This is a genomic window from Terrisporobacter mayombei, assembly GCF_020748465.1.
Lineage (GTDB): Bacteria > Bacillota > Clostridia > Peptostreptococcales > Peptostreptococcaceae > Terrisporobacter > Terrisporobacter mayombei.
This window is the reverse complement of sequence record NZ_JAHZMP010000006.1, coordinates 40127-61374: the sequence shown is the minus strand read 5'-3', so window position 1 is coordinate 61374 and position 21248 is coordinate 40127. Positions and strand designations below refer to the sequence as shown.

Sequence of the window (21248 nt, the reverse complement as noted above, 5' to 3'; positions counted from 1 at the left end):
GATATATGACATGAGTGAAGTAAAAGACAATTTAAATCAAGATTGTTGTGGCTGTGAAAAACCAGGTCCAGTTGAAAAGCCAAACAGATGCCAAGAAGGATGCTGCTCTCCAAAAGAGATAGCAGCTCCGTTGGATATATGTACAGCGAAGGGGATTCCAGTACTATCTGATAGAATATACGACTGTGTATATTTAGAAGATAAGCAGAGAAAATATTTAAAAGATATTGAATTTACTATAACATCAAATGGCGATTATAAACAAGGTGATGAAATATGTATAGAAACTATTATAGTTAAGTATAAATGCATAGGACTAATAGATGAAGAGATAGAAGTAAGAATCGATAGTTTAGAGAATGAAGTATCTTTCCATTCATCTGATGAATCTGAAAGCTGCAAATGTGAATTTGATTGCGATGGAAGCTCTATAAAGAAAAAATTATATAACATATACAAAGGAAGTAAGACAATAGATATTGAATGCTGTGAAGAAGGAAGAAAAACTATAATAGGTGAAGATTGTTTAGATTTTTATATTTGTAAAGCGAAACTTATAGTTAAAGGTAAAATAGGTTGTGAAAACTTCAGAGCAGAAACTGAAGAATTTAGTGGACCATTAAGCGCAGGGTTTGGATTTAATAAAGCAGATTTCTTTGGAACAATATGTTTACCAACAGGTAGAAATAGAGTACACTTTGAAGAAATTTTTGATGCGTGTCTGTCAATAGATTGTATAAGAGCAACAAAAACTTATAATGAATCAACAAAAAAATTCTGTGCAGATGCTTTTTCAACTTTATTAATAAGCAAGACAATATATGCTATAGTAAAAGAAGAGCTTATAGTATATACAAATACGAATCCAAGCAGTATTACTTGTACAGATGGAAGAATTGGTTCAAACTGTCACCACAATGGATAAAAATATGTATAGGACTAATCACTAATAATTTAGTCCTTGTCTTATGTAATAAAATCTCCTCATTATACATAGGTATAATGAGGAGATTTGTTTTTGAAAAGGAGTGTAAAAAATGAGTAAAAAAAATGATAATAAGATATTTGCAAAAGTTTTTGATCTTATAAATGATATAGTAAATACGTTATCAAATAAAAGGAATAATATAATTAATATGGAAATAATTACGATAGATGGAGTAAGAAAAGAAATAAAAATTACTAGTAATAATGTAGACTTAATTAAAATAAATAGAAACATAATAATAATAGATAAAGAAGCATTACGTTTAGAAGATATAGTAAAATTAAAAATATTAGATACTAATTTGGATGATAAGATTAAAAATATATTCATAACAGAAGTAGAAAATATTATTGAAAAGGAAATAATACAAGATTATAAAAAGGCAGGGTATTATAGAGGTGGTAATAATTTATCAAAGGAAAAGAATATAGAATGGTATATACAAGAAAATAAAAATAATATAAATACAATTTATTGCAAGGGAACAAAATATGATAGTTATATGAATAATATTAGATCTGTGGATAAAAAGGAAGCTTTAAGTCATGATACATCGTTAGATATAAAAAGAAAAGGTGTTTTGGAAGATTTTAAAGTAAATGTGGAAAAAAATAATGTACTAAGTTCCATAGAAGACAATAAGGAAAAAGTAATAAAAGAGATTGAAACTGAGGAAATGCTTGTTTTAACTAATAACTCTAATGAAGTTGAAGTGGCAAAACCTATAAAAATAAAAGAAGTAGGAGTAGTAACAGATATACATATGGAGGAGTGCAAAGTAATTACAAATCAATCGTCTACAAAAGTAGTTAAAGATATTATAGAAAAAAAATCAAAAGCAATAATAGATATAAATCCTGTTTATGAAGAAAAAATAATAGGAAATGTTAATACAGATATTCAGCTAATTAAACCTCAAACTGTTGATATTTTGATTGTTGAACCTAGTAATAAAAATATTAATAAAGAAGAAATAAAAGATAGATACCTAACTTTTGATCCAACAGGAGACAATTATATAGGTATAGTACTGGATGACGGAACATTTGAACCATTAAAAGTATCTATGGAAACTATAACAGTAGTACCTAATAATATAAAAAATATATTAGTTAATATAGATGAAAATAAAAATATAATAAATCAAGTAGTTAAAGATATAAATTATTCTAAGGATAGTTTTACAAATTCTGTAGATATTGAATATGATGATAACATACTAGAGAAAAAGGAAGAAAATGAAACTTCCATAAATAATATTATTAATGTTTCAAATAGTACTATAAATAATATAGTGAATAAGCATGAGACGGCTTTTGTTGCTACTAAAGAAAATGCAGAATCAATAAAGAGTATAAAAGATGTTCAATATGACTCAGTATCGAAAATAGATAAGATAGAAAAAATAGATATGGTTAAATCAGTTAAAACTATTGAAAATAAAAATTATGTTGTGGAAGATGTGAAATTGGATAAAAAACCTACCAGTCTAATAAGCAGTGTGGAAATGAGTAAGGAAAATATATCAACACCGTTTGAAGAAGATATAAACGGTATTATTAAACAGGTCGGTAGCGGGGTTATGTTAGTGGATAACAATGATTCAGGTATAACAATTTACTCCACATCAAAAATAAGTTCAGTATTATAAAATAATAGTTAGGTGTGCACCTTTTTTTAGAAGGTGCACACCTAACTATTTAATTAGAAAAATTTTAATGGAATTCTCATAATCTATTCTACATCAGGTTCAGCTACAGGTTCTACATCAGGTTCAGCTACAGGTTCAGCTACAGGTGAAGGCCCATAGGAAGGACCATAAAATCCAACAGATTCTAAGCAAACATAGCTAATTTTATTAGAACTTGTATCAGAAAGAACCAATATATTACCTACTCTACCAAGTACTTCAGCATCTGTTAAAGCTAACCAGCCAGCAGTAAGATTTACATTGCTGCTCGTAAAAGATAGATTTCTAAATGTAGTATCACCACAGCAGCAATCATTATCCTTACAGCACTTGAATGGACGTTTTTTATCTAGTAATGACATTAGTCTTTCTTTAAAAGACCAACCAGATCCATATTGATAGTATTCAAATTGAATAGCCTCTAAATCACATAGTGATGCTTTATCAACTGGATATGGTACAAAATATTTATATTTATAATTATAATTAGTAGGAATTGGATAATAGAAGCCATCTGCCCATATATTTATATAATCAGATTGACAAGGGTCAATAGATTTTAATTTAGCGCAAGGTGCTGCAGTATTATCATGATCATATGGATTAAAATACTCTAAAAAAGTACCTACTAAATACTTTCTGCCAATAAATGAAAATTTATCGAAACATACAAATTCTTTTACCTTTGGATTAAATAATAATTCTAAAGCTTTTAGAATATCTTTTTTGCAACAACATTCGTCTTTTTTACAAGAACATTCATCTTTTTCTGGACAATGTTCTTGATTTTGGCATGGTTTTGAAACCATCCAACTATTATTACTCATAACATCTACTCCTTAAAATATTATATTATAAGCCTCCGAAGCTTATAGTATAATATATTTATAAAATAAGATAATGTTACAAAATAAGTATAAAAAACTAAAATTTTGTTAAATATTGATGTATTTTAGGAATAATAATGGATTCTTAAATTTACTACTAAAGAATTAATCTTAATATATTTAGAAAGAATTTTATGTTACAAAATAAGATATCATTTAAAAGCTTTTATATTAAAATAAAAAACTGACAAATATAATTGTCAGTTAAAATACATATATTTTTTATGATAAATATCTCCAGTATTATAGGGAGTATTATAAAAACATTTTCTTATTTTTTTATAACACATTAAATCCATCAGAATTTCATAATTAATAAACACCCTTCCTAAAAGACCGTCAATATTAGAATGGCAATCGTATTTAGGGGATATAAATATATAATCTGGATTAACCTCAGCATTCAAGCAGTGGTCCACATCTATAAAATTATTATCTAAATCACAATTGGCAGGTATGCAACATTTGTTCATTAAAAGAATCTCTATACGATCTTTAGATTTTCCAGTGGCTTCAAAATATATTTTTTTACAATTATCAATATGAGCTATAGCCTTAAATTCTAATATAAGTGAAATTTCTAATTTAAGCTTTTCTATGATACCAAATAAGATTTTATTATAGTTATCTTTTGGTAAGTTAATAAATACGTCCTTTATATTTATACAATCATTAAGTAAAGATTTATCTAAATCTACAGATTTACCATTGATTAACAATTCTTTTTCTGTTTTAGAAATATTATATTGTAATCTTGTTTCTAGGATTTCAATTTTGCATTTTTCAGGTAATTTTAAATCTTCACATAAAGTAAAATGCATTGGGAAACTTGAATTTGCAGTAATTGTAGCAATATCAGAATCCAAAATTTTTTTTATCGTTGATGGACATATTATGTTGCTATGACAGCAATAATTTTTCATAAAGATTCCCTCCTATAAAGTATATCTTATACTATGAAAAAAAAATAATTTGGTGATGGATTTTTATGTAAAAATATGAATTCTTATAAATAAAAATACTAAAGTTAGTGCCATTTTTTAGTAATATTCATATATATAGGGAAAGAAGATAATTCTTTTGAAAAAATATTTAATGAGTGATTAGCTTTTTATTTGATTGTGAAAATCAAGAACCAGCATAAAATTGTGGCAAATATATATAAGAATATATAGGAAATATAGAGTGGGCAGCTAATGAAATATTGAATATTGTTAAGTATGATATCTATGGAAAGATTCCTATGTTTATGTGAATTTTTTTGCTCTAGGGTAGAAAGTATTTGCTGTACTAATAACTGTCCAGAAATAATAGGGGGATTTATTATGCTTATTAATTCAAATATTAACTAAATCTATATCAGCTATAATTAAGGCACAACTTTAATTTATTACAATGATTGTGATATGAAAACAAATGCAGGGAACAAAGTGGTTAAATCTTTCTTTGATTGTGTGGTATGTGATTTTGTAAATGATATCTACAATCTTGAAAAACTATTACAAAAATTAATCTATAGCATGCAGTTTGTGATTTTCACCAATGTGCACATCAGAATCAGTACCAAGAAAAATTAGATCGAGTGTCCTCATAACAGTATGAATTATAAAAAGGAGGCTATGGGGTGGTTATCCATACCAATAGGTGGATGTAATTGTGGTTAAAAGAAATAAGTATTATAAAAATTTTTATAAAATAGTCAAAGAGCTTGTATATAAAAAAGTTCATTCTTTGACTAGAAAGGTGGGATAAGTAGTGTATTATATGTTTAATTTGAAATTTGTTTATAAAATATTAAATGAGATGAAGTTTGACTTATTTTGTGATAAAAGATGCTATCATAAGGAGTTTGATGACTGTCAAAAAGAATTTAGAACTTGTGAAAAAGGCAGCATAGATGATATGTATAAGACTAATGAACATGATGATGATTGTGAGTGCAATGAAAATCATGATAAAAATTGTCATGGATGTAATCATTGTGATGATAAATGCCATCCAAAAGAAATTGAAATAATAAGAAATATTACCAATAACTTTTTAGAAGAAGACTTGTGTATTGATAAACTACAGGAATGGAATAAGGATTGTAATTGTATTAACTTGCTAGATGTATTAACAATAACACTTTTTGATATAGAGGAATGTACTTGCTGTAAGAAAAACTATGGATATCTACTACAACTAGATAAATTTGAATGTATATTAAAGAATTTTAAAAATTTACTTTGTCAATTAAGATGCCTATTTAGTAAAAAATGCGATTTGATATCAGATGTATTATGCACTTTATTTAAAATCATAGATTTAATAGCAAGTATAATTTCAAAAATAAGTAACATAGAGTGCTTATGCAAGTCACATATGAATTGTAAGTGTGAATTAATAGAATGTATGGTTTGTGAATTGGAAAATGAAATAAACTTATTAGAGAAGGTAGTATCAGAATTTGCATGTACAGTATTTGAACTGGCATCAGAAGAAATATTAAACTGTACAACTTGTGGAGTATCAGAGTGCGAAAAAAATAGAAAAAGAAATTATTTGAAAAATTAATGTGAAGTAGATCGCTATAGAGATGAATAAACTTATAATAACAAATATTAAATAAGTAGATATTAGAATTAATGATTATGATGTATATTGTGATTCTTGTGATGGAGATTATGCTCAAGGTTGCAATATAGGCTATGATGGTTGTGATTTCAATGATAATTGCTGTTATAAAAATAGTGTAGCAGCATATTTGCAAGATAAATATATTTTATTTAGTTCTATTATGTCAGATATCTGGATTTAAAGTTATTTAACTATATTTAACTAAGAAAAATATAAATAATTAAATTGGATAATTGGGGGGATTATAATGAAATGTTGTTCTTATAAAATAGGAGTAATAGTAGAAATAATGGATAGTAATGATGAAAGATATAAGTTAGTCACTATAGGAGAGAATCCGAAGGATATTTATACATTTACAAGACTTGTTGTAAGTGATGAAACTTTAATATTGGATCGTGAGTACAATGAAATTACTGTAGAAGATTTAAATATAGGCGATTTAGTTGTGGCTTACCATTCTAATATTATGACCATGAGTATACCGCCACAAACAAATGCTTATATTATAGAAGTGAAATAAAATTTGATTTGCTTAAGCCACTACGTGTGCGAATCACTTCATATGGCCAACGATATATCATCGTCACCACTTCGGATAAATATATTACTCAAAATTCACTTTTTTATGACAAATGATGTATCCGTTTAGGAAATTATATTATAATAAAAGAATAGTATTAATTTGGAAAAATTAACAAGGAGATGATGAAATGGCAAAAAAACAACAAAAGACTAACGCCATGAGAATATTAGATGCTAATAAAATAGAGTATAGTATGTATACTTATGAAGCTGATGATAATCATATAGATGGAATAAGTGTGGCCCACAAGTTAAATCAAGATGAAAATATGGTATTTAAAACTTTAGTAGCTCAAGGAGCTAGTAAAAACTTTTATGTTTTTGTAATACCTGTGGCAGAAAGTTTAGATATGAAAAAAGCAGCAAAATCAGCTGGAGAAAAAAATGTGGAAATGATTCATGTTAAAGATATAAATAAAGTAACAGGATATATTAGAGGAGGATGTTCACCTGTAGGAATGAAGAAATTATATCCTACATTTGTACATGAAAGTGGTAAGGATTTAGAAAAAATAATTGTAAGTGGCGGTAAAATAGGATTTCAAATTGAGTTAAATCCTGAAGACTTACAAAAAACTATAAACTTTAAATATGTAGATATTATAAAATAAGGCATACCATATGGTACGCCTTAGAATCTTTTTGTTCTATAAAATCTATAAAGAAAATCTTTTTCCAGTGATTTACTTAAGGTTGCTGTTTCTTGAAAATTAATAAATCTTATTTCAAGAGAAGACTTATTAATAGGTATAACCTTATGTATTAATTTTAAATTAACTATATATTGTTTATGAGAAGTGAAGAAGTCTGGTGGCAATCTTTTAGATAAATCCTCAATACTTTCATAGAACTTTATCACATCATGGTCTTTAGTATAAAGATTAATAGCTCTAGAATTTTTTTCAAACATAACAATATCATCAAAGTTAAGCATATGAACTTGTTTTCTTACCTTATATACAAATAAGGTGTCTTCAATAAAGTTACTTTTAGCTAATTTATGGGAATTAATATGATCTATAGCAATATTTAAAGAATCTAAAATCTTGTCCTTTGTAAATGGTTTTACTATAAAATCTACAGGATGGACCTTGAAACTCTCCAAACTATAATCAGCAAAACCTGTTACAAAGATTATATGAACATCTTCATCTATTTTTGTAATTTCCTTTGCACAATCAATTCCATTTTTATGAGGCATATCTATATCTATTATAAGCAAATCTATTTTTTCAGTTTTAATAAACTCTATGGCATCAATACCGTTTTTTACTTTTTTCACATAGTCCACATAGCCAGAATATTTTATTATATTTTCTATATCATCTCTTATAGCTTTATCATCATCACATATTAAAACTTTTATCATTAGAATTATCTCCTCTTATCAGTATTTCGGTATTAAAATTGTAAATTCAGTTAAAAATTCATCACTACTTGCAAAAATATGATAACCATACTTGTCTAGAATATTTTTAACAAGATAAAGGCCATACCCTCTGTTGTCTCCATCTTTGGTAGAAAATCCTTCTTCAAAAATACTCTCTGTGTTGTGAATTTGTGGACCGTTATTTTTTATTGATATAACATATTGGAACTCATCTTCGTAGACTAAGAGTTTTATATATTTATTATCTTTCTTAATAGTAGACAAAGAATCAATTGCATTGTCAATTATGTTTAAAATCACGGAATTCATATCACTTGGTTCAATAACCAAGTTATCAATAAAATCTTGGATATAAACATCAAATGTAATATTTTTCATAAGACACTCTTCGTATTTTAGTGAAGCTATAGCATCCAAATAAGACACTTTTCCATATCTAGAAGTTTTAGATCTAAAACTATTAGATATATTTGTTATATAGTCTTTTGCATCCTTATTTAAATTATTATTAAGTAGGGAATAAACTACCTGTAAATGTTTAAGATAATCATGTTTTTGACTTCTAAGTTTAGCTATAATACTGTCCTTATGCTCTATTTTGTTATTTGATTTATTTAATTCACATTTGTATTCAAACTTCGTATTCAATGCTTTTGAAAATTCGTAGCCCAGATATAAAGAAAAAATCATTAATATAAAGGCTAATACTGATACAAAAATACCTTTTGTCAGTAAACTATCATTTAATTTATATAATGCAAAAATAAATATTTTATAAGCTATTAAAAATAATATTGAAGAGATACATAAACTAAAAATATTTCTTTTTCCCAAACTCATCTTTTTATAAAAGTCATATCTATAAAAAATTAGATTACTACCCACAAAAACTACCAAAATACCCATTGTAAATATAAAAATGTTGTACATATTTAACTCCTTAGTTATCCATTTATATTAGAAGTATATCATTTATAAAAAAATATGTAAAAAGTTGAAATTTACATAAATGAACTTAAAATGTGCAATTATATCTATGGAAGTGAACAAATAACTATAAAAAAATTGAAAAAACTTGATTTGATAGAATTATTTTTCGCATATATAATGAACTTATTCAAGAAGAGAATTTATTTAGATGGAAGGGAGTAAAACAAATGAGGGAAGATTTTAATATAGTAATAAAATATATAAAAAATTTTAAATCAAGATCTATCGCAATAATGCTTAGTATAATCTTAGGAACAGCACTTATAGTAGGGGTAGGGACTTTATCAAAGAGTGCACAACAAGCAGATGTAAACAGAACTAAAAGGGAGATGGGGACTTATCATGTTTATTACAAAGATATAGATAAGAATCAGTTAGAAATAGTAAAAAAAGGTAAGGACATAAAGAATATTGGGATAACTTCGTATTATGCATCTACAGATGTAAGTGAGAAGTTGTCAATTAACATTTTATATGCTGATAATAATTATCTTAATGACGAGTCGAACATAGTTAAAGGTAGATTACCAAAAGAAAAAAATGAAGTAGTCTTAGAAGCTTGGATACTAAATAGTATGGGGCTAAAGCCTGAGGCTGGACAGGAGCTGACTTTTAAACTTTACAATAAAGAAAAATCAGAGACTTTCAAAGTTGTAGGAATTCTTAAAGATAGATATAAGGATAAAAGTGTTGGAAGATGTGAAATGTTTTTACACCTTGATGAGAATGATATGAGTCAGTTTACTGCAAATGTAGAATTTAATGAAGGAAGTCCAATAAGAAATGATATAGAAGCTATCGCCAATGCAGCAAATATAGATCTAAAAGAACAGGTGGGAGTAAATAAATCCCTAGTACAAACAGTTGAAGATAACGGTGGAATAGACGTGGCTAGCAAAAGTACAGCGTTTGCAATGAGCATATTTGCAGGTCTTGTAATTTATAGTATTTATTCCATATCTGTATACCAAAGAATCAAAGATTATGGAATGCTACGAGCTGTGGGAGCTACTAATTTTAGAGTATTTAGACTTATGATTTATGAGTTATTAATTATTGCTGTAGTATCACTACCAATTGGAATATTGCTTGGTATGGGAGGGGCACAGTTATTTAATAAGTTGGGTGGAAATATAACTGTTGAAGGTAAGTTAGAATCAACGCCTTTTGTTATACCAACAGAAGTGATTTTACTATCTATAGGATGTACTTTAGTTGTAATATTGATAATTAGTATATTTACTTATTTTAAAATAAAAAGAATCTCTCCAATTGAAGCCATAAAAGGAAACTATGGATCAAATAGTAAAATTAAGAAAAGTAATTTTATAATAGCTAAAATAAGTAATCATATATCACAAACTAAATCAATTTCAATGAAGAATATATTTAGAAATAAGAAAGCCTTCATTTTAATAATGTTATCTATGAGTATAGGTGGTGTATTAGTAATAAGAAACAATTATGCTTACACAATATCTGATGCTATGTATGAACAGCAGACAAAGGGAACGTATTTAAATGGTGACTTTATTATGCAAGTAACTTCAGCTAATGATGAAAGAGTTGGTTTGAGTGATGGAGATATCAAAAAAATTAAAAATATAGATGGTATAAATGAAGTAAAAGCAGCTAGGATCTTGGAAAGTAGATTAGTTTTACCTAAAAAAGATTTACTAGAGAAAGATTTTAATAAACAACTTGATTCAGAAATATATGTAAGAGATGTTTTAAATGGAAGCTTAATAGATGATAAATCCAGTGATACTTATTTAATGAAGCAGAAGTTAAAGGGATATAATGATGAGATGCTAAAATCACTAGAGGATTATTCAATAAGTGGCAAGATTGATATAGAAAAGATGAAGAAAGAGAATTTGGCAGTAGTATATATGCCTTATATATATGATGATAATGGTACGAAAAGTAAAGTACTAGGTGGAAATACGGGCTCACCTCTTGCTGATATAAAAGTAGGAGATATAATTACAATTAAATATCCTAAAGGTAAAATAGAAGATACTCAGAAGTATTGGCAAGGAAAAGATAATTGCCAATATGAAGACTACACTTTTAGAGTAGGAGCTATAGTTAATTATCCTTATGCAGATGACAATATGTATACTGGGGACGATGGAATAGATGTTATAGTAAGTGATAAATATTTAGATGGATTGGTGGGCAACAGTAATTATGATGTTGTATATGCAAATATGAAAAATGGAGCAAATCACAATACTATAAATAAAAAATTAGGGGAAATTGGGAGTAAAGTACCAGGAATTGTAACTACAGATATGACTGAAGATAAAAAAATGGATGAGCAAATATTAAAGCAGAAAAGACTTTTAGACTTTGGTGTAGTAGCAGTTATGTTTGCTATAAGTGTGTTCAATATAATTAATAATGTGAGCTATAACTTAACTTCTAGAACAAGTGAATTTGGAATGTTAAGGGCAATAGGTATAGGTGAAAAAGACTTTAAAAAAATGATAACTTATGAAGGGTTATTCTATGGGGTGATTTCAAGTGCAATAGTTGTAGTAACTTCATTATTGATGCAAATAAGAATGTATAAAACCTTTGGTTTTGAAGCTTATGGCATGGATTTTGTAATAAATTACAAGTTATATGTAGCAGTTGTATTAGCCAATATAATTGTTGGATTATTGGCAACTTATCTACCAGCTAGAAAAATAAAAGAAAGTAGCATAGTAGAAGCTATAAATATTATAGAATAGAGGGATTGTTATGGTGATATTAGAGACTATTAATTTAGGTAAAATATATGGGAAAAAACAAACAAAAGTAGATGCACTTAAGGATGTTAATTTAAAAATAAATAAGGGCGAATTTGTGGCAATAGTGGGACCAAGTGGAAGTGGAAAAAGTACTTTTCTTCATTTAATAGGAGGACTTGAGCGACCAAGTAATGGAACTATAAAAGTTGATAATAAAGATATATGTTGCTTATCTGACAACGAACTAGCTAAATATAGAAGAGAAAAAGTTGGATTTGTATTTCAACAATATAATTTAATACCAGTCCTTAACGTCAAAGAGAATATAGAACTACCACTAAAACTTGATAAACAAAAAATAGATAAAGATTATATAGAAGATCTTATGAAATTGCTTGGCATAGAAGAGAGAAAAGATCACTTACCAAATCAATTATCAGGAGGTCAACAACAACGTGTTTCTATAGCTCGTGCTCTTGCAGCTAAACCAAGTATTATTTTAGCAGATGAACCTACGGGAAATTTAGACAGCAAGACTACAGAAGAAGTTATGGATTTACTTAAAAAATCCATAAAAAAATACAATCAAACTTTAATAATGATAACTCATAATAATGAAATTGCAAAAAAAGCAGACAGAATTATATCAATAATAGACGGAAAATTAAATGATATTAGATAGTCAAAGTTTATAATTTTCATAAAAGCTATGAAGTTGAGATAAAAATTAATTTCATAGTTTTTTATATTGTGAGAATTTGGTAAAGGTTATTGTTTGAATCTGTAATGAATTTTTTATAACAAATTTATAACAAAAATTACATTTTATTAAATCTTTATAACAAAGAATGCACAATACTTCTAAATATGATATTTTAATGATTTTTTTAGTTATATTTATATAGAAGAAAATTAATAGATGGAGGGGAAACAATTCTCATATTGAGAGTTGAAAATAATTATGGTTTTTAGCAGTTTAATTTTTTTATTTTTATTTTTACCTGTAGTACTTATTTTTTATTATTTATCTAATGAAAGACTTAAAAATGTAGTATTACTATTGGCCAGCTTGTTCTTTTATGCATGGGGAGAACCTAAATATGTGTTTTTAATGATTGCATCTATTATTTGCAATTATATATTTGGAATTAAGGTATCTTCAGAGGATACAAAGGAGAAGAAGTTGTGGCTTATAATAGCGGTGATTTTTAATATTTCACTATTAGGAGTATTTAAATATAGCAATTTTTTAATAGATAATATTAACAATATATTACATCTTAACATAAGTATTCCCACAATACCTTTACCTCTTGGAATATCATTTTTCACTTTCCAAACAATGAGTTATGTAATTGATGTGTATAGAAATAGCAACAGGCTTCAGAGGAATATTTATAATTTAGCATTATATATAAGTTTGTTTCCACAACTTGTGGCAGGACCAATTGTTAGATATGAAACAGTGGATGAGCAAATAAATAGTAGAGTTCATACCATAAATAAATTTTCCATAGGAATAAATAGATTTGTCATTGGTCTTGGAAAAAAAGTGATTTTCTCAAATAATTTAGGTTTAGTTGCTGACAGTATATTTGCAACTAATATGTCAGATTTGTCTACTATGGAAGGCTGGCTGGGAATAATATGTTACACTCTACAAATTTATTTTGATTTTAGTGGATATAGCGATATGGCCATAGGACTTGGAAAAATGTTTGGTTTTGATTTCTTAGAAAATTTCAATTATCCATATATTTCTCAAAGTGTATCTGAGTTTTGGAGAAGATGGCATATATCTCTAGGAAGTTGGTTTAGAGATTATGTTTATATTCCCTTAGGTGGAAATAGAGTTTCTCCTATTAAACAGTATAGAAATTTATTTATAGTTTGGTCATTAACAGGTATATGGCATGGGGCTGACTGGACTTTTGTAACATGGGGAATATATTATGGTTTTCTAATTGCACTAGAAAAAGCCTTCTTACAAAAATATTTGAATAAGCTACCGAAGTTCTGTAGACATATTTATTTAATATTATTAGTAATGATAGGATGGGTATTCTTTAGAGCGGAAAATATTGTACAAGCATATGAATATCTAAAAGTTTTAGTTGGACTGGGAGCAAATTCTATGTGGAATATTTCATTTATTAATTACATAAATGAATCAGGATTTATTGTAATTTTGGCAATTATTTTTGCTACACCAATTTTACCTAAGATTAAGTCGAGAATTGAGTTAAGGAATAAGAAATTAATTGAGAATAGATTTACTTATACACTTCATTCAATTTCACTAATGTCAATTATGTTTATAGTTGTTGTGATTTTAATAAATTCCACATACAATCCATTTTTATATTTTAGATTCTAAGAGGAGGATATGATAATGAATAATAAAAAAGCTAAATATATAGCTATACCATTTTTAATTTCAATAATAGCTATATTATTTATTCATACAATAAGTAAAGATAAAGAGATAAGCGCATCTGAAAATAGAGCATTAGCACAAATACCAACAGTGGAAGATGTGAAAAAAGAAGACTTCACCACAAAGTTTGAAAACTACTTTTCAGATCAATTTCCTTTTAGAGAGGAGTTGTCACAGCTTTATAATAAAGTAGAATTAATGCTTGGTAAAAATAAAATTAAAAATTACTATGTGCTCGAAAACAATTGGGTTATGCCAACACCAATAGACGTATTTTCAGAGGAAGATTTAAAAGATTCAGCTGAAAAAATAAATGAATTGTCTCAAGCAGCATTAAAGTCTAACAAGAAAGTTTATTATGCATCAACACCACATAAAGAAAGTATGTTAACTCATTTGTACCCTAAATTTACAAAAGGTTTAAATAATGCTACTGAAAATAAAAATAAATTTAAAAGTTATTTAGATAAAGATAAGATAGATTTTATTGACATAGATGAAGATTTTTTAAGTAAATTTAATGAGAAAGAAAGAGAAAAATTATATTTTAAAACAGATCATCATTGGAATGGTATAGGGGCATATGAAGGTTTTAAAACTATTATGGAGGAGATGAAAAAAACAGAAAGTATTAAAAACATAAATTGGGATAATTATATTAAAACAGATTTAAAAAAAGGATATTTCCTAGGAAGCTATAATTTAAATTTAAATAATTTAGTAAAAGAAGATGAAGATATTCCTTATGTTCACTCAAAAAATAAACATAAATATGAATATTTTAAATATGATGGAAAAAAAGAAACTAAAGGAAAAGAAGAAGATTTTGTAGCCACAAGGATACATGAAGATGAAATATTATATGGTGGAGCCTATATGTTTGGTAATGCTTGTAATATATTAAAAATTAAAAATAAGGATGCTTTAAATGATAAGAAAATACTAATAATAAGGGACTCTTATCAAGCTCCTACTTCATGGCTGTTTGCAGACATGTTTTCAGAAGTACAACTAGTTGATCCAAGATATACGGAAAAACTAGATTTATCTATAAAAGAAATAATTGAAGATAGTGATGCTGACATAGTTATGTTTATGTACAATTCAACAGATTTTAAATCTATGATTGATGAAATAAAATAAATAAAAAACAGATACAAGTTTTGAATTTGTATCTGTTTTTTATTGAAATTTTGTCTTATTATTTTGTGAATGCAACAAAACCGCAGTCTGTAGGATGATCTATAAAAAGAGCATCCTTATATTTGCATAATAATAGAGCAATAGTAGTATCCCCACCTGCGCATAAAATATTAATCAAACTTAAAATCATTAATGAAGAATTCTCCATAAAGAAAGAAATTATAAATAGTAAAATACCTAAAATAAGTAAAGGCATAAGTCCGCCAGTAATATAAGCTTTAAAGTTAAGTGGTTCTTTGCAATGACAATAAGGAGTAAGTGATTGCCACATAATACCAAAACTTATACTTTTAAATCCTTCCTTACAAAATAAACTCCAAGTAAGTCCGTGTAAAAGTTCATGGATAACAATACATGCAATTATTGAAATAAAAAATAACATAAGAGTAGCTGGAGTAAACTCAAAAACAATACTTCCCCATTTATTTATATAAATGAAAAAACAAATAAGAGCTATTGGTCCGGCTGTAAGTAGTGCATAAATGTTAGCTTTTACAACAGTAATTACTCCTAAATTCTCTTTATATCCATTGTTTATCATTTCTTCTTTAATTTTTTCGAATCTTTTTATTTTATCTTGTTCCTTTAAATTTTTTTCATTAATGCTTTCAGACATAGTAAACCCCTTAAATATTATTTTTATTGAAATTATAACATATAATTCCAATTTGTCCTTGAATTTTTAAGTATTAATTTGGAAAAATAGAATCAAAGGAAGGTGAAGTAATGTTTGTTCCTCAAAGAATTATATTTGAAAAAGGTGCCCTAAACTATGAAATAGGAAAAAATATTTATCAAGAATTTAAAAACAAAGAAAAAACAGAAATAATAAATTTAACTAATAATAAAGATAAAGAACATATACCGGGAGATAATATTAGAGATTTTTACAAAGAAGGGAAAAACACTTTAGTTGTAGGAGTTAAAAAGGGCTATAAATTTCAAAGTTGTAAACCATCTGCTCATTGGCAATTACCTTTATTTAGTGGTTGTCTGGGGAATTGCCAATACTGTTATCTGAACACAAACTTAGGTGATAAACCTTATATAAAGGTTAATGTAAATATTGATGATATCTTAGATAGATCAAAAGGATATATGGATGAAAGAAAGCCTAAGATTACAATATTTGAAGGTTCAGGCACATCTGATCCTATACCTGTTGAACCATATACACATTCTTTAAAAAGAGCAATTGAATTTTTTGCAAAAAGCGAATATGGAAGATTTAGATTTGTGACAAAGTTTGACGATGTAGACACATTATTAGATATTGAACATAGAGGAAAAACAGAAGCAAGATTTGCTATTAATACAATAAAAGTTATAGAAGATTATAGAAACTTATTAATTTATTTAAATGAAAAAATACCTAATAATTTAGAGCATCCAATTACTTTTGAAGTAATATCTCACAGATATACAACAAGAGCAAAAAATATTATAAATGAAGTTTTTCCAGATAATATTTTGCCAATGAAAGATGATGATAGAACTTATAAATATGGCCAATTTGGCTATGGAAAGTTTGTTTATCCAAAGGAAAATTTAGCTTATATGAAAAAAATTTTTACAGAAAATATAGAAGAAATTTTTCCAGATGCAGAGATTAAATATATTATTTAATTAAAAAAGGAGAGCTGAATAATTTTAACCCTCCTAAATTAACTATATTCTATTTTCTATCCATCTACTTATTTCAGCGATTATATCATCTTTGATTAATTCATCCAAAAGCTTATGATACAAACCATTCAAAATCCTAATTTCCTTATCTGTAGAAATTATATTATTAAATAAAAACCTACTATCTTCACAATCTGTTACTGCATCCATTGAGCCATGAAGTATTAAGCAAGGATATTTAAATTTATATAAATATTCAAGAATATGTGAACAGCTTTTTTTCAACGCGTGATAAAGACCTACAGTAACTTGTTTTAAAACTAATTCGTCTTCATCATAAGATTGAATAAAATCGTAATCGTGGCTTAGATTATGAATACTTCCAACAGAAACAAAGTCAAAATCACTATCATATTCATCAGAATTACATTTTGTATAATTACCATAATCACAAATTAAAGGGCTACAAAATATCATACCATCTGCTAGGTTATCATATTGTCCGCCTAGAATACTCATTATTTGTCCTCCCATGCCTTGACCTAAAATAAATAAAGGAAGATTTGGGTTTTCTTCTTTAACTACATCAATAACAATTTTTAGATCTTTTGCGAAGGTATGGGCATCATCAACATATCCTCTTTTTCCATCAGAATCTCCGTGCCCTCTGTGGTCATATCTATATACATTAAAATTATCTGAAATAAATTTTCTAGTGATATAATCATATCTTCTATAGTGCTCTGCTAATCCATGTAGGATTAAGATAGTAGCTTTAGGACTATTTACTAAGTCTTTTGCGCATTTTAAATAAGTATTATCAAATGATTTAACCCAAAAATCTACTGTTGCAACACTCATATATTTCACTCCCCAAGTTTTATAATGAATCCTAAAAAAGCATAGGACTGACATATATAGTTATTCTATATAGAGGAGCGAAAATCCTTTTTTAAAAGTTGTGATTTATTTTTTTATAACTGATACAATTTATATATAAACATAATTACCATAAAAATTATACTTTAAAATATTGTTTATATTGAAAAAAAGTGGTACAGTTAAAATGTAAACACGAATAATTATGAGATTGTTTGGGAGGTATGTTCGTTTGAGAGAAATTGATTCAAAAGTAATAACTAAAGAGGTTAAGAAACTTTGTATTGAAGGAAATATATACCTTGGAGATGATGTAATAAAATCCTTTAAGGAAAATTTAGAAAAAGAAAAAAGTGTTTTAGGAAAAGATATATTAAGTATTTTAATAGAAAATGCTCAAATAGCTAAAGAAACACATATACCTCTTTGCCAAGATACAGGAATGGCAGTATTTTTTGTTGAAATTGGCCAAGAAGTTATGATAAAGGGAGATACCTTAACAGATGCTATTAATAAAGGTGTAAGTGAAGGTTATACAGAAGGATATCTTAGAAAATCTGTAGTAAGTCCAATAACTAGAATAAATACAAAAGACAATACTCCTGCCATAATTCACTATGAAATGGTGAAGGGAGATAAAATAAAAATTCAATATGCACCTAAAGGTTTTGGAAGTGAAAATATGAGTCAATTAAAAATGTTAAAACCTTCTGATGGAATTGAGGGAGTTAAAGAATTTATAGTGAAAACTGTAAGTGAAGCTGGACCTAATCCATGTCCACCTATAGTTGTGGGGGTGGGAATTGGTGGTACAGTAGACAAATGTGCTCAAATTTCTAAAAAAGCTTTATTTAGGGATATTGGAACGCATAGTGAAGATGAGATGATAGCAGACTTAGAAAAAGAAATGATTAAAAAAATAAATGATTTAGGAATAGGGCCTCAAGGTCTTGGAGGAAATACTACGGCTCTTGCTGTAAATATTGAAACTTTCCCAACACACATAGCAGGGCTTCCTGTTGTAGTTAATATAAATTGTCACTCTGCTAGACATAAGCAAGTTATTATATAGGAGGGAAAATATGATAGAGTTAAAAGCACCTTTTAAAAATGAAGATATAGAAAAATTAGTTTGTGGAGATGTTGTTAAACTTAGTGGTGTGATTTATACTGGTAGAGATGCAGCCCACAAAAGAATGATAAATGCAATATATAATAAAGAAGAATTACCATTTGATGTAAATGGAGCAGGAATTTACTATGTGGGGCCATCACCTAGTAAGGATAATCAAATAATTGGTTCAGCTGGACCAACTACAAGTTATAGAATGGATGACTTAACAGTACCTTTATTAGAGCGAGGGCTAAAAGTTATGATTGGTAAAGGGAAAAGAAGTGAAGAAGTAGTAAATTCTATGATAAAAAATAAGGCTGTATATTTGGCAGCTATTGGTGGAGCTGGAGCATATATTTCTCATGCCATTAAAAAATGTGAAGTAATAGATTATGAAGATTTAGGACCAGAAGCAGTGAGAAGATTAGAAGTTGAAGACTTGCAATTAATTGTTGCTATAGACTCTTATGGCAACAATATATATGAAAAAGGAAGAGCAATGTTTGCAAAAGAGTCACAATAAATTTAAAAACTAATAATTTGTCAAATGTTATAAAGGAGAAGTAAAATGAGTAATAAAAATTTTGCGCAATTAGCATTAGAAATGCACGAAAATCATGGAGGAAAGGTTAGCATACAAAGTAAGATTGAAGTAAAATGCAAAGATGATTTATCTACTGCATATACTCCAGGTGTTGCAGAGCCTTGTTTAAAAATAAAAGAAAATCCAGAAGATGTTTATAAATATACTTGTAAAAGTAATATGGTGGCAGTAGTTAGTGATGGAACTGCAGTTTTAGGTCTTGGAAATATAGGTGCTGCTGCTTCAATCCCTGTAATGGAAGGTAAATCAATATTATTTAAAGAATTTGGTGGAGTAGATGCTTTTCCAATATGTATAAACACTATGGATATTGATGATATAGTAAAAACAGTGAAATTATTAGAGCCTGTATTTGGTGGAATTAACTTAGAAGATATAAATTCTCCTAGATGTATAGAAATAGAAAATAGATTGAAAGAAGAATTAGATATTCCAGTATTCCATGATGATCAACATGGTACAGCAATAATTGTTTCTGCAGGAATCTTAAATGCAGCTAAATTAGCAGGAAAGAAAATTGAGGACTTGGAAATAGTTATAAACGGCGCAGGATCAGCAGGTATGGCAATAGCTAAAATGTTACTTAACTTAAATGTAAAAAATGTAGTTTTATGTGACAGAAAAGGTGCTATAAGCAAAAACTCAGAAAATATAAACTGGGCACAAAAAGAAATGTTAGGAGTTACTAATAAATACAATGAAGAAGGAACTTTAGTAGAAATTATAAAAAATAAAGATGTATTTATAGGAGTTTCTGGACCAAACATGGTTACAAAGAAAATGGTAGAAACGATGTCAGACAAACCAATAGTATTTGCTATGGCAAACCCAACTCCAGAAATATTCCCAGATGAAGCTAAAGCAGGAGGGGCATTTATAGTAGGTACTGGTCGTTCAGATTTCCCTAACCAAGTGAACAATGTTCTTGCTTTCCCTGGAATTTTTAGAGGAGCTTTAGATGTTAGAGCAAGAGAGATAAATGAAGAAATGAAAGTTGCAGCAGCTTATGCCATAGCAAATGTAGTTAGTTACGAAGAGTTAACTACAGATTATGTACTTCCAGATGCGTTCAATAAAAATGTAGTAGAAAATGTGGCAAAAGCAGTAAGAGAAGCTGCTATAAAAACAGGTGTGGCAAGAATAGAAATATAAATTAGTATAAGCATAAAAATATTTTGATTTGAAAAAATGAAATCTAAGTACTACAATTAAAGTAAATTGAAAAGTTTTACCTAGGGGTGCCCTAAAAGGCTGAGAGATGGAAACATTAACCCTTATACCTGATCTGGATAATACCAGCGTAGGAAAGAGTAGAGTGTTATATGATGAAATATGTAATTTTTTACATATGATATGTGATTACTACAAGCTTTACCTACGGGTAAGGCTTTTTTTATTGTAAGGAAATTATATGTTATCTATTCTTTGGATAACATATAATTTTCAACTTTGTGACTTGAGCAACGGGCGAAGCCGTTTGCTACATGAAGTATTT

General features: G+C 27.6%; 19 protein-coding genes and 1 riboswitch. Of the genes, 13 read left to right on the top strand and 6 right to left on the bottom strand.

All coding sequences use genetic code 11. The features are described from left to right. Positions 1 to 10 precede the first annotated feature (10 nt). Together K0039_RS16155 and K0039_RS16150 are read left to right on the top strand one after the other, a co-directional pair. On the top strand, positions 11 to 925 hold the full coding sequence (locus tag K0039_RS16155) for a hypothetical protein (protein WP_228106103.1): 915 nt from the start codon (positions 11 to 13) through the stop codon (positions 923 to 925). Positions 926 to 1037: 112 nt separating this feature from the next. Continuing rightward, positions 1038 to 2639 (top strand): hypothetical protein, encoded by a 1602-nt coding sequence (locus tag K0039_RS16150; RefSeq protein ID WP_228106102.1) that lies wholly within the window; start codon positions 1038 to 1040, stop codon positions 2637 to 2639. 83 nt (positions 2640 to 2722) lie between these two features. Here the strand turns inward: K0039_RS16150 and K0039_RS16145 are convergent, their stop codons facing one another. Together K0039_RS16145 and K0039_RS16140 are read right to left on the bottom strand one after the other, a co-directional pair. Beyond that, positions 2723 to 3505, bottom strand: coding sequence for a CotA family spore coat protein (locus K0039_RS16145; RefSeq protein WP_228106101.1), 783 nt, complete (start codon positions 3503 to 3505; stop codon positions 2723 to 2725). A 260-nt stretch (positions 3506 to 3765) separates the two neighbouring features. Next, the gene (locus K0039_RS16140; RefSeq protein ID WP_228106100.1) at positions 3766 to 4488 is read right to left on the bottom strand and encodes a hypothetical protein; all 723 of its coding nucleotides are present in this window, start codon (positions 4486 to 4488) and stop codon (positions 3766 to 3768) included. Between the two features lie 832 nt (positions 4489 to 5320). On the opposite strand from K0039_RS16140, the gene K0039_RS16135 reads away from it, so the two are divergent. The 3 genes from K0039_RS16135 (at position 5321) to ybaK (ending at position 7380) form a co-directional block, all read left to right on the top strand. Then, complete coding sequence (locus tag K0039_RS16135) at positions 5321 to 6121, top strand: hypothetical protein (protein WP_228106099.1); 801 nt, start codon at positions 5321 to 5323, stop codon at positions 6119 to 6121. Positions 6122 to 6431: 310 nt separating this feature from the next. Continuing rightward, a complete protein-coding gene (locus tag K0039_RS16130) occupies positions 6432 to 6707 on the top strand; it encodes a hypothetical protein (protein WP_228106098.1) in 276 nt (91 codons plus the stop codon). Between the two features lie 190 nt (positions 6708 to 6897). Then, on the top strand, positions 6898 to 7380 hold the full coding sequence (gene ybaK, locus K0039_RS16125; RefSeq protein WP_228106097.1) for a Cys-tRNA(Pro) deacylase: 483 nt from the start codon (positions 6898 to 6900) through the stop codon (positions 7378 to 7380). 20 nt (positions 7381 to 7400) lie between these two features. Here ybaK and K0039_RS16120 read toward each other — a convergent pair whose 3' ends face one another. Together K0039_RS16120 and K0039_RS16115 are read right to left on the bottom strand one after the other, a co-directional pair. Then, a complete protein-coding gene (locus tag K0039_RS16120; protein ID WP_228106096.1) occupies positions 7401 to 8138 on the bottom strand; it encodes a LytR/AlgR family response regulator transcription factor in 738 nt (245 codons plus the stop codon). A gap of 18 nt (positions 8139 to 8156) precedes the next feature. Continuing rightward, positions 8157 to 9089: a sensor histidine kinase gene (locus K0039_RS16115; protein WP_228106095.1), complete on the bottom strand. Its 933-nt coding sequence runs from the start codon at positions 9087 to 9089 to the stop codon at positions 8157 to 8159. 227 nt (positions 9090 to 9316) lie between these two features. On the opposite strand from K0039_RS16115, the gene K0039_RS16110 reads away from it, so the two are divergent. The 4 genes from K0039_RS16110 (at position 9317) to K0039_RS16095 (ending at position 15470) form a co-directional block, all read left to right on the top strand. Then, on the top strand, positions 9317 to 11890 hold the full coding sequence (locus K0039_RS16110; protein ID WP_228106094.1) for an ABC transporter permease: 2574 nt from the start codon (positions 9317 to 9319) through the stop codon (positions 11888 to 11890). A gap of 10 nt (positions 11891 to 11900) precedes the next feature. Continuing rightward, the gene (locus K0039_RS16105; protein ID WP_228106093.1) at positions 11901 to 12572 is read left to right on the top strand and encodes an ABC transporter ATP-binding protein; all 672 of its coding nucleotides are present in this window, start codon (positions 11901 to 11903) and stop codon (positions 12570 to 12572) included. Between the two features lie 279 nt (positions 12573 to 12851). Then, positions 12852 to 14267 (top strand): MBOAT family O-acyltransferase, encoded by a 1416-nt coding sequence (locus K0039_RS16100; RefSeq protein ID WP_228106092.1) that lies wholly within the window; start codon positions 12852 to 12854, stop codon positions 14265 to 14267. Between the two features lie 15 nt (positions 14268 to 14282). After that, a complete protein-coding gene (locus tag K0039_RS16095) occupies positions 14283 to 15470 on the top strand; it encodes a DHHW family protein (protein WP_228106091.1) in 1188 nt (395 codons plus the stop codon). 58 nt (positions 15471 to 15528) lie between these two features. Here K0039_RS16095 and K0039_RS16090 read toward each other — a convergent pair whose 3' ends face one another. Then, the gene (locus K0039_RS16090; RefSeq protein WP_228106090.1) at positions 15529 to 16146 is read right to left on the bottom strand and encodes a DUF3267 domain-containing protein; all 618 of its coding nucleotides are present in this window, start codon (positions 16144 to 16146) and stop codon (positions 15529 to 15531) included. Positions 16147 to 16256: 110 nt separating this feature from the next. On the opposite strand from K0039_RS16090, the gene K0039_RS16085 reads away from it, so the two are divergent. Further along, positions 16257 to 17156 (top strand): spore photoproduct lyase family protein, encoded by a 900-nt coding sequence (locus tag K0039_RS16085; protein ID WP_228106089.1) that lies wholly within the window; start codon positions 16257 to 16259, stop codon positions 17154 to 17156. Between the two features lie 42 nt (positions 17157 to 17198). Here K0039_RS16085 and K0039_RS16080 read toward each other — a convergent pair whose 3' ends face one another. Further along, the gene (locus K0039_RS16080; RefSeq protein ID WP_228106088.1) at positions 17199 to 18017 is read right to left on the bottom strand and encodes an alpha/beta hydrolase; all 819 of its coding nucleotides are present in this window, start codon (positions 18015 to 18017) and stop codon (positions 17199 to 17201) included. Positions 18018 to 18267: 250 nt separating this feature from the next. Here K0039_RS16080 and K0039_RS16075 point away from each other — a divergent pair, with 250 nt between their 5' ends. Genes K0039_RS16075 through K0039_RS16065 form a run of 3 tightly spaced genes read left to right on the top strand, consistent with a single transcriptional unit; the run spans position 18268 to position 20905 of the window. Continuing rightward, a complete protein-coding gene (locus tag K0039_RS16075) occupies positions 18268 to 19107 on the top strand; it encodes a fumarate hydratase (RefSeq protein ID WP_228106087.1) in 840 nt (279 codons plus the stop codon). A 10-nt stretch (positions 19108 to 19117) separates the two neighbouring features. Next, on the top strand, positions 19118 to 19672 hold the full coding sequence (locus K0039_RS16070) for a Fe-S-containing hydro-lyase (RefSeq protein ID WP_228106086.1): 555 nt from the start codon (positions 19118 to 19120) through the stop codon (positions 19670 to 19672). A 45-nt stretch (positions 19673 to 19717) separates the two neighbouring features. Further along, positions 19718 to 20905 carry an NAD(P)-dependent malic enzyme gene (locus K0039_RS16065; protein WP_228106085.1) on the top strand — a complete coding sequence of 396 codons (1188 nt, stop codon included), beginning with the start codon at positions 19718 to 19720 and terminating at the stop codon, positions 20903 to 20905. A 72-nt stretch (positions 20906 to 20977) separates the two neighbouring features. Next, a riboswitch (TPP riboswitch) is annotated at positions 20978 to 21078 on the top strand. The last annotated feature ends 170 nt before the right edge of the window (positions 21079 to 21248 follow it).